At 57.2% G+C, this 9,298-nt stretch carries 9 protein-coding genes and 2 pseudogenes; 9 read left to right on the top strand and 2 right to left on the bottom strand.

The annotated features are described in order from the left end of the window. Window positions 1-364 precede the first annotated feature (364 nt). From CFB82_RS00055 to CFB82_RS00030, 6 genes and pseudogenes are all read left to right on the top strand, one after another. Window positions 365-655 (top strand): nucleotidyltransferase family protein, encoded by a 291-nt coding sequence (locus CFB82_RS00055; RefSeq protein WP_089483145.1) that lies wholly within the window; start codon window positions 365-367, stop codon window positions 653-655. After that, window positions 652-1,050, top strand: a pseudogene (locus CFB82_RS00050) (HepT-like ribonuclease domain-containing protein). Before CFB82_RS00055 ends, CFB82_RS00050 begins: the two are co-directional and overlap by 4 nt. Continuing rightward, window positions 1,037-1,336, top strand: coding sequence for a DUF6500 family protein (locus CFB82_RS00045; protein WP_256990261.1), 300 nt, complete (start codon window positions 1,037-1,039; stop codon window positions 1,334-1,336). Before CFB82_RS00050 ends, CFB82_RS00045 begins: the two are co-directional and overlap by 14 nt. Continuing rightward, entirely contained in the window at window positions 1,330-1,887 is a 558-nt protein-coding gene (locus CFB82_RS00040; RefSeq protein WP_089483143.1) for a recombinase family protein, read from the top strand. Before CFB82_RS00045 ends, CFB82_RS00040 begins: the two co-directional genes overlap by 7 nt. Before the next feature lie 241 nt (window positions 1,888-2,128). Next, on the top strand, window positions 2,129-2,557 hold the full coding sequence (locus tag CFB82_RS00035) for an antitoxin Xre/MbcA/ParS toxin-binding domain-containing protein (protein ID WP_089483142.1): 429 nt from the start codon (window positions 2,129-2,131) through the stop codon (window positions 2,555-2,557). After that, the gene (locus CFB82_RS00030) at window positions 2,554-3,027 is read left to right on the top strand and encodes an RES family NAD+ phosphorylase (protein WP_089483141.1); all 474 of its coding nucleotides are present in this window, start codon (window positions 2,554-2,556) and stop codon (window positions 3,025-3,027) included. The genes CFB82_RS00035 and CFB82_RS00030 overlap by 4 nt, the downstream gene beginning before the upstream one ends. 323 nt (window positions 3,028-3,350) lie before the next feature. Here CFB82_RS00030 and CFB82_RS00025 read toward each other — a convergent pair. Further along, window positions 3,351-3,563 (bottom strand): annotated as a pseudogene (locus CFB82_RS00025) (integrase core domain-containing protein); the annotation flags it as partial. Between the two features lie 303 nt (window positions 3,564-3,866). Here CFB82_RS00025 and CFB82_RS00020 point away from each other — a divergent pair. The 3 genes from CFB82_RS00020 to CFB82_RS00010 all read left to right on the top strand — a co-directional run bounded on the left by CFB82_RS00020 (window position 3,867) and on the right by CFB82_RS00010 (window position 8,629). Further along, window positions 3,867-5,060, top strand: a complete 1,194-nt coding sequence (locus CFB82_RS00020) for a DNA methyltransferase (RefSeq protein ID WP_256990260.1) — start codon at window positions 3,867-3,869, stop codon at window positions 5,058-5,060. Then, the gene (locus tag CFB82_RS00015; RefSeq protein ID WP_089483140.1) at window positions 5,050-7,767 is read left to right on the top strand and encodes a TnsA endonuclease N-terminal domain-containing protein; all 2,718 of its coding nucleotides are present in this window, start codon (window positions 5,050-5,052) and stop codon (window positions 7,765-7,767) included. The genes CFB82_RS00020 and CFB82_RS00015 overlap by 11 nt, the downstream gene beginning before the upstream one ends. Window positions 7,768-7,909: 142 nt before the next feature. Further along, window positions 7,910-8,629: a hypothetical protein gene (locus tag CFB82_RS00010; protein ID WP_256978633.1), complete on the top strand. Its 720-nt coding sequence runs from the start codon at window positions 7,910-7,912 to the stop codon at window positions 8,627-8,629. Here CFB82_RS00010 and CFB82_RS00005 read toward each other — a convergent pair. Then, window positions 8,586-9,068 (bottom strand): DUF488 domain-containing protein, encoded by a 483-nt coding sequence (locus CFB82_RS00005; protein WP_089444698.1) that lies wholly within the window; start codon window positions 9,066-9,068, stop codon window positions 8,586-8,588. The genes CFB82_RS00010 and CFB82_RS00005 overlap by 44 nt on opposite strands. Window positions 9,069-9,298 lie beyond the last annotated feature (230 nt).

Genomic DNA, 9,298 nt, shown 5'->3' with positions numbered 1-9,298 from the left:
AGCAGCGCGAGGGCGTGATCATTGCGAACCTCGTGAACCGGTGGAACAGCTTCGGCAAGGCGATTTGCGTCAAGACAGCCTAATTGCGCCCGCAACCAACTGAGCGCATACCCTGTCGAACAAAGCCGATCAGCTCATCTTTGGCATCGGGCAGTGCCAACAGGCTTTCGCGCTCAGTGGCAGACAAGATCGAACGACGGGGCATGCAGTCTCCTTCTTCTTGAAAACGAGGGATTTTGAGAGGCCGCACCAGACCACCAACGTGACATGCGAACTCAAGGCGTTGCGATTCTCGAAAATAGTTCTTGAAATACTATTCTCGATCCCTTACCATTGCAATGAGTTTCGATAAGAAAGGATGCTCATGCGACCCTCCGTTGTGCTTGATATGAAGCGAAGTGCAGTGCGCGAAGCAGTTAGCCGCTTTCGCACGGCGAACCCGCGTGTATTCGGCTCGGTGCTGCATGGCACCGACCGGGACGGCAGCGACATTGATCTGCTGGTCGATGCACTACCTGGTGCCACCCTGTTCGACCTGGGTGGTCTGCAAGACGAACTTGAATCGCTGCTCGGTATCCACGTCGATCTGTTGACGCCGACTGACTTGCCGCCGAAGTTCCGGGCCAAAGTGCTCGCGGAGGCGCAGCCGGTATGAGCGAACACCGTCTTCACGATTACCTCGACCACATACAGCAGGCAGCCACAGATGCGTGCGGCTTCGTAGAGGGCTTGGCCAAAGAGGATTTCCTTGAGGACAAGCGCACTCAGCAGGCCGTCATCATGAGCCTCATCATCATTGGTGAGGCCGTCACGAAGGTGATGGATGGTTATGCCGAATTCGCCCTAACACACGCGCAAGTACCATGGCGCAATATGCGCGGCATGCGCAACCGCATTGCCCACGGCTACTTCGACATCAACCTCGATGTGGTGTGAGACACCGTGCAAACAGCACTACCGGAATTGCTCAAGCAACTGCCCGCTGTGCGCCAAAACGCTGAAGACCGTTATGGCCATGAGATAGAGGATGGGTCTCATGATGGACGATAGCAAATCGCCAATTAGGCCCGCCTTGCAGCAAAAGATATTGGAGATTTGTGATCGAAAGATCGCGGAAAAAGGCGCTAACGTTGGCCTGTCGTTCTATGCATTCTTTGCCAACAAAAATGATGATCCCGAGCTTCTGATGGAAGCGGCTGTGTGGTGGATCAAAACCCACCGGTTCGATCATTTTGAGAAGGCGACAAAAATCCGGGCAGTGGTTACCGCGTTGGCTGACAACCTCAACGATAGCCGTCGCACTGTCACCGAGCGCGCGCGAGACAAGCCATGCTAATCGGCTATGCCCGTGTCTCGACGCAGGATCAAAACCTGGAGTTGCAGCGTGAAGCCTTGACTAAGGCCGGGTGCCAAAAAGTCTTTGAAGACAAGGTGAGCGGTACGCGGGCTGACCGCCCCGGCTTAGGAAAAGCACAGGAGATGCTGCGCGAGGGTGACACCCTCGTGGTTTGGAAGCTGGATCGTCTGGGGCGCAGCGTCAAACAATTGGTCGATCTGGTCGGCGAACTGCACAGGCAGGGCGTCCAGTTCAAGAGCTTGACGGACGCCATTGACACCGGCACGCCATCTGGCCGGTTCTTCTTCCACGTCATGGCCAGCCTCGCTGAAATGGAGCGTGAGCTAATCATCGAGCGTACCCGCGCCGGGTTGGATGTCGCCCGGCAGCTTGGTCGCACAGGTGGACGCAAGCCCAAGATGACCGAGAGCAAGATCGAATCCGCCAAGAAGCTGCTGGCCAGCGGCGTGCCTGCAAAGGACGTGGCCAAGAATCTCGGCGTGTCCGTTCCTACGCTGTACCGCTGGGTGCCAGCCTCGGCGCAGGCTTAACGTACTTTAAATTCCGTTTTCTGAGACGACCCCAACATGCCCGCGCGCAAAAACCCACTAGAGCCGGCGGGCGAGGCGGGGCAGGATTGGGGCGCCTGACCACTTGGAGGCGCGCCGAGCGACTTAAAGGGCGGCCCGGGGCTTGAAGTGCTCAATTCAACCTGCCGTTGCCGAATCCGCTTCGTAAAGGTATCAAATGGTCTATAATTTCGTATCATCTGATACCTTAGTGGGAGCCGTCATGTCACTCGTTACCCCTGAAGCCGTGGCTGCGGTCATGGAACTGCGACCGGTCCCGCACACGCTGGCGGAATTAGAGGCGCTCGTGCGCGACGGCCTGCCGAAGTCTGCGCTGCGCGCCGGCGTCGAACATGCGACGCAAGGTGCCGACGCCCGCCGCGCGCTGCTTGCCCGCATCATCCCCGAGGCTACTTACAAGCGGCGCCGTGATCGGCTGACGCAAGACGAATCCGAGAAAACCGAGCGCCTGGCGCGGATCGTTGCGACGACCACCTACGTCTGGAACGACGAAGAAGACGCACGTGAATTTCTGTCGACGCCTCACCCTGAACTGGAGGGACGGGCACCGCTCGAGGTCGCGCTGACCGAACTCGGTGCGCGTCGGGTCGAAGAACTGCTCTGGAAGCTGTTCTACGGGCTGCCGGCATGAAGTTGGTTCGCATCGCTGATACGCGACACACGATCTGGAGCGGCACCGGCGCGATGCTCGTCGGTGGCCGCTTTAATAGTCCGGGGCGGCCCGTCATCTATGCGGCGTTGACCTTCGCAGGTGCAATGCTCGAGGTACTCGTGCATGCGCGAATCGGGAAGGTGCCGAAAACGCACGGTTGGGTCGAAGCAACTGTTCCCGACGATGTCAGCGTCGAACACCATACGGCAGAAACGTTGCCGAGAGAATGGGATGCGGCGGCACTGCAAGTAGCACGGCAGTTCGGCGACGCATGGCTGACCGAATCGAGGACAGCGCTCCTAATCATCCCTTCAGTAGTCGTCCGGGCAGAGTCCAACGTGCTGGTGAATCCGGCACATCCTGACGCGGCGCGAATCGTCGTGACAGATCCTCAACCCGTGGTGTGGGACGAGCGCCTCTTTATCATGCCACCGGCCGGGCAGTCATAGATCACGATGGTGGTCTGCTAACCTTACCTCGACGCCTTTCTCCTGCGACAGGAACGACTACGACGTTGCTTCTGGTTTCATTCGCACTGCCACCCAGTTTCCCTCGCGAGCGGGTCCCTAAGTCGCTCGCGCAATTCGTGGCGAACTGCGTGCGGGGACTAACGAAGCGTCAGCTGATCGCTGTCTACGAAAGGCTGGCCCGGTCCAGCAGGGTCACCGCAGATCCCTTATAACCGATGCGTTCCGTTTTCATGGAGTGACCCTGAACCGCAATTAGTCCCGATCGGAAGTGGAGATTTCCGGCGGATGACCCTGAACCAGAATTAGTCCCGGTCGGAAGTGGAGATTTCCGGCTTGGTTGAGTCGTCAGGCGAGGCGGATTTCCTTGCCTGACGGGCGAATTCGGCGGGTGTCATCCACTGCAGTGCGGAGTGGGGGCGAACCTCGTTATAGTACGTGCGCCAGTCGTCGATTTTGCTCTGCGCGTCGGCCAATGACAAGAACCAATGTGCGTTCAGACATTCCTGCCGGAAACGAATGTACGATCCGAAGCATAGGCCGGGCTGTTCTGCGTTCGTGGACTGGTGTGGAAACCGTCTCACGATAACAGAGGAGTACCGGCCTATCTCATAGGTGCCGTGTCTCGCGATGTTCGCGGCGATGTTCGTAAAATCGTGCTCGACGTACGCGAGACAAAAACCCCCTGTTCCGCCTCAAATTGATCGAGACGTAACAACAAGACGCGAACGTGGAATGAGGTTTTCCATGCACCAAGTGAAGAATATCTAGATACATTCTTCGACTGCTATGACGAAGAACGCAAGGAGCGATACCAGCGATTGAGCTTGTCCGCTGATGGACTGAGTGGCGGTGGGTACCTCTATGAATTCAAGGGCGTTCGGGCAAATTGGCGCTGCCCTCTCGAAACCCTGGAACAGCATGAAAAGAATGGTCGCCTGCATTGGCCGAAGAAAGTTGGTGGCGTGCCGCGTCTGAAGAAGTACGAGAGCGAATACGAAGGTATGCCACTTCAGGATATTTGGACTGATATCAGTAAGATTCATAACCAATCCACAGAGTTGGTCGGGTATCCGACTCAAAAACCTGAGGCATTGGTCGAGCGAATTGTCAAAGCATCGAGCAACCCAGGTGATATTGTCTTTGATTGCTTCATGGGATCTGGCACTGCTCAGGCAGTAGCGATGAAGCTGGGGCGTCGCTTTATCGGTGCAGACATAAATCTCGGTGCAATTCAGATTACCACCAAGCGACTGATTGGCGTTGCCGATGAATTGAGGCAGAAGACGATCGACGCCGACTTGAAGATTTACACCGGCTTCGATGTTTTCAACGTCAACCACTACGACGTATTTCGCAACCCCATTCAGGCGAAGGAACTATTGATCGAAGCATTGGAGGTGCAGAAGTTGGAGTTCAGTACCGTGTTCGATGGCGAGAAGGACGGACGCATGGTCAAGATCATGCCGGTTAACCGTATTGCCACGCGTGCCGACCTGAATGAGCTGATTGCTGGTTTTGACTACAAGGCGTGGGAGCGCCGGCAGAACGAGAGCCCAAACCGCCCGGTCGAGAAGATCACCCTCGTCTGCATGGGTCACGAGCCCGACCTGCGCGCGCAACTGGAACTGGCTGCCAAGCCCTTCAAGATCGACGTGGACGTGGTTGACATCCTGCGTGACAAGGCCGATCTGGAGTTCAAGCGAGACTCGCAGGCCAAACTGTCCGTCAACAAGGGGGAACTGGTCATCGAGAAGTTCTATCCGATGAACCTGCTGCAGAAGCTTTCGCTCCAGAAGGAGTCGGTCGAGGATTGGAAGGAACTGGTCGAGTCGGTGCTGATCGACTGGAACTACGACGGTGCGGTGCTGCAACCGGTGGTGGTGGACATTCCGGGCAAGAACGAGCTGGTCAAGGGCGCGTACAAGGTGCCAGAAGACGCCGGGACCATTCGCGTGAAGATCACCGATCTGCTCTCGGAATCGTGGGAAGGGAGCATTAGCAATGGCGACTAAACGCACGGCAATCAAGGCCAACGGCAAGGTGGCTAGCTCGTCTGGCGCGTCGCTGGATTTCGCTTTCTTCCGCTTTCTGTGGCAGTTCTACAAGGACAACCGGGGTGTGATCCGCCAGAACTACAAGGAGCTGACGCGCAAGGTCCTCGACTTCAATAATCCGGAGCGCAACCCAAAGGCTTTCCTCCGACAGCCGCAGTTCGAGGCGCTGGAAACCTACGTCTTTCTGAAGGAATTTCTGAGCAACTCCAAGGTCGAGGAGATCTTCAAGGCATGGTACGAGCGTAGCGGCAAGTTCGAGGGTCGCAAGTTCGGTTCCTTTCTCGGAACCGCCGGGCAAGAGATGTTCCAGTTCGGTGAGACGGATGAGCTGGAATTGAGCTCGTACAAGGTGCTGTTCGAGAAGATGCGCAAGAACTCGCGTGCCTACCCGAATTACATCTTCGCGCTGACGATGGGCACCGGCAAAACCATCTTGATGGCGACCTGCATCTTCTACGAGTTCCTACTGGGCAATAAATTCGAGAAGGATGCGCGCTACTGTCACAACGCCCTAGTGTTCGCACCGGATAAGACGGTGCTGCAATCACTGAAGGAGATCGAAGCGTTCGACCTGACCCTCGTGGTGCCGCCGGAGTACGTCAACTTCCTAACCACGCACCTGCGTTTCCACTACCTTGAAGAAGCAGGCACGTCGCTGGACACGCTGGATCGCTCGCGCTTCAACATCATCGTCTCTAACACGCAGAAGATCATCCTCAAGCGCCAGCATAAGGAAAAGACTTCCATTGACAAACTGTTTGGCGCTACTGGCGACACGCTCGCCGCCACCGGCGTCTATGCCGATGCCGCCGACCTCTACAACTTCGATCAGCCGGAAGAAGAGGGCGAACTGACCACCAACCAGCGGTTCGAGAAGCTACGCCGTCTGGAGCAGTTGGGCATTTATGTGGACGAGGCCCATCACGCTTTTGGCAAGGCGCTCGCCAAGGACATGGGCGTCGGTGTGAAGGAGACGGACACCAGCCTGCGCACAACCATTGACATTCTCGCCGCCAGCCTCAACGCGGCGGGTACGCGCGTGGTGGCTTGCTACAACTATACGGGTACGCCCTACGTTGGGCGCGAGGTGTTGCCGGAGGTGGTGTATGCCTACGGCTTGAAGGAAGCCATCGACAAGGGCTTCCTGAAGAAGGTGCTTCTGCACGGCTACAACAGCACCCGCACCGAGGAGTTCGTGGACGTCACCGTCGAAGCCTTCCTGAAGGAGTCCGGCACACTGCGCCCGGAAGGTCTACTGCCCAAGTTGGCCTTCTTCGCTGCCACTATCGACGAGCTGACAAGCGAGCTGAAACCGGCGGTTGAGCGCGCGCTTATCAAGCACGGTATCCCGACCTCGCGCATTCTGGTCAATGTGGGTGACGACAAGCTCACCACCAACGACGACATCCGCGAGTTCAATCGGCTCGACACCGAAGGCTCGGAAAAGCAGTTCGTCCTGCTGGTCAACAAGGGGCGGGAAGGCTGGAACTGCCGCTCGCTGTTCGGCGTTGGCCTGTTCCGCGAGCCGAAGTCCAAGGTGTTCGTGCTGCAGGCCACGATGCGTTGCCTGCGCGCCATCGGCGAGGCCCAACACACTGGCCATGTCTTCCTCTCGAACGACAACCTCAATACCCTTAACGACGAGTTACAACAGAACTTCCGCATCAGTGCCGACGAGTTGCAAAAGACGGGCAGCGACAAGCAGCGCGTGGAAGTACGCGTAATGGAGCCGCCGGTCAAGATCAAGCTCGTGCGCGTGCGCAAGCAATACCAGATGCGCGAAAAGCAGCTTGTTCCTGGGCAGGAACTGGTCCCTGAACGCTCTAGCCGAGAGAGGTGGGCGGAGTTAGTTGAGAAGTACCGGCTAATCGAAACGCAGCAGGAGGGTTTGACCGCCGCCGACGCCGCACGCGCGTCGGGCAGTCGCACCTTCGATCTGACCGAACGCCGCGAAAAGCGCATCTTCTCACGGATGACGCTGGTGGCGGAGGCGTCACGCTACCTCAATCTACCCCCACTCGACATAGAGGAACTGCTGGACTCGACGAAGGAAGGCACTGACGAGCTGGTGGCGATAACCAATGAGTTCAACGAGCTGCTGTTTGACGAGATCATCCCGCGCCTGTTCCGCCAACTCTACGAACTTGACGAGTCGCAGCAAACCGAGGAGCACGAAGTCGATCTGATTAAGATGCCCCCGAACGGTTACTACGAGGTGTCGGCGGCCAAGGACAAGATCGTCCGGATGAACGACGCGCAGATTAAGGACGAGGAGCGCGCGAAGAGTTTCCACCTCGACACCTACTGCTTTGACTCCGGCTCGGAGAACTGGCTGTTCTGGGACCTGCTGCGTGAGCAGCGGGTGAGGAAAATCTACTTCACTGGAATGCTGACTCACGGCCAGTCTGATTTCTTCATCCAGTACATCGACCCAGACTCGCGCACCGTGCGTAGTTACTACCCCGACTTTATCTTCCAGCGCGAAGAGCCGGATGGTAGCCTGAAGTACGTCATCGTTGAGGTGAAGGCCGACAACCAGATCGAGGACGCGGTGGTGCAAGCCAAGAAGGACTTCGCTCAGCAGATCGCAGTGGCCAGCGGGATGGAGTACCGCATCCTCAAGTCGTCCGATGCAGACAAGCGACACTATCGGGTTCTGATGTAAGGTAATAGAAGAGAAAGCGAGGGGGATAACTATGGCTTTGGATCGATTAGAGCGCATCTTGATCTTGGCGAAGACGTACCCCTCGCCCAGTGCCCAGTATGTTGAGACGTCCTGCGTGGCAGGCATAAGCCAGGACGGCTCAATGCGCCGCTTGTACCCCGTGCCCTTCCGGATGATCGAAGAAGGCCAGCAATTCAAAAAATGGCAGTGGATCGAAGTCAGAGTCGAGAAAGCCAACAAGGATCATCGACCCGAGAGCCATAAGCTCTACGTCGACACGATCAGCTGTGGGGACGTGATAGGCACCAAGAAGGAGTGGGCCACCCGTTGGGAGTGGTTGGCCAAGATCCCATCCTTCGACAGCTTTGATGCCGTCGAAGCTGGACGGCTCGGCGACAGCTTGTCGATTGCATTACTGCGCCCAAAGAGATTGCTCGGCCTTGAAATCACCAAGGCCCGAAACCAGGAGTGGACGGAGGAGGAAAAAGAGAAGCTGATGCGTGAGCAGATGCAGGGCGATCTCTTTTCCGAGGCCGAGGCGAAACGGCAGGTGGTGGAACTTCGCAAGGTACCGTTCGACTTCTATTATCGGTATGTGTGTGATACGCCGGAGGGCGAAAAGGAGCACAAGCACAAGATCGTCGATTGGGAGGCTGGCGCGTTGTTTTGGAACTGTCGTCGTAGCCACGGCGTCGCTTGGGAAGCGCCGTTCCGCGCCAAGCTGGAAGAATCGCTCGGCGGAAAGGATTTGATGTTCTTGATGGGCAATCAGCACCGGTTCCAAGACCAGTGGCTGATCATTAGTTTGGTTTATCCGCCTAAGCGAAAGCCAGTCGAAGAAATGCAGGGTTCGTTGTTCTAGCGTCTGCAGCGTTGATGTGTTCGACGTCCGCGCCGCAGTAGTCACGCACGGCATTGGCCACTATCGAGCGGTGGCAGAAGTTGAAGTCGGCCTCATAGCACAGTAGCGCGCAGTTCGACGTACTCGCTAAGTCCGACAGATCGGAGATGGCGGTTTCTTTCGTCTCGAGATGCTTTAGGAAACCCTCGGTGTAGCGCTTCCAGTTGCCATCCTCACGGTAACGGTCGCGCACCTTCTTAGGGCAGCCCAAGTCGACCATATGGACGTACTCGAGGCCGGAGAGATTCAACGCGCTAGCCAGTGCTTTCTTCGAAAACCCGGGTTTGCGCGACAGGGGCAGCTCGCGGATGTCCACGACGGTGTCGATGCCGTGCTCAGCGAGCAACGACATGAACGCGTCAATGTCCAGTCCTTCGTAGCCTATGGTGAAAACGGTCATACTTGTGCCCCTCTAAAGCGGCGATTTTAACGGAGGATGCACCACCAGTCACGGCGGTCGCAAAATGCCCCTGTCTTGGCGGCAATGTACAGTGCCACAGTCATTAGTCGGACATGCGAAATTCAGGCGGTCGTTTCGAGCTGCGCGCAACGCGACCTCGTCGCGAGTTGAATCGCGCGCGTCAACACCGCCGCCCATCGAAATGGCAAGTGCATGGGTACGCCAACCCG

It is taken from the genome of Burkholderia sp. HI2714, assembly GCF_002223085.1.
Lineage (GTDB): Bacteria > Pseudomonadota > Gammaproteobacteria > Burkholderiales > Burkholderiaceae > Burkholderia > Burkholderia lata_D.
The sequence above is the reverse complement of the archived record's forward strand: the minus strand, read 5'-3'. Positions and strand labels throughout refer to the sequence as shown.

What these genes read in the sequence shown, in the direction of transcription:
- CFB82_RS00055 (WP_089483145.1), top strand. Translation starts at nt 365, where the DNA reads ATGCGACCCTCCGTTGTGCTTGATATGAAGCGAAGTGCAGTGCGCGAA.
- CFB82_RS00045 (WP_256990261.1), top strand. Translation starts at nt 1,037, where the DNA reads ATGATGGACGATAGCAAATCGCCAATTAGGCCCGCCTTGCAGCAAAAG.
- CFB82_RS00040 (WP_089483143.1), top strand. Translation starts at nt 1,330, where the DNA reads ATGCTAATCGGCTATGCCCGTGTCTCGACGCAGGATCAAAACCTGGAG.
- CFB82_RS00035 (WP_089483142.1), top strand. Translation starts at nt 2,129, where the DNA reads ATGTCACTCGTTACCCCTGAAGCCGTGGCTGCGGTCATGGAACTGCGA.
- CFB82_RS00030 (WP_089483141.1), top strand. Translation starts at nt 2,554, where the DNA reads ATGAAGTTGGTTCGCATCGCTGATACGCGACACACGATCTGGAGCGGC.
- CFB82_RS00015 (WP_089483140.1), top strand. Translation starts at nt 5,050, where the DNA reads ATGGCGACTAAACGCACGGCAATCAAGGCCAACGGCAAGGTGGCTAGC.
- CFB82_RS00010 (WP_256978633.1), top strand. Translation starts at nt 7,910, where the DNA reads ATGCGCCGCTTGTACCCCGTGCCCTTCCGGATGATCGAAGAAGGCCAG.
- CFB82_RS00005 (WP_089444698.1), bottom strand. Translation starts at nt 9,068, where the DNA reads ATGACCGTTTTCACCATAGGCTACGAAGGACTGGACATTGACGCGTTC.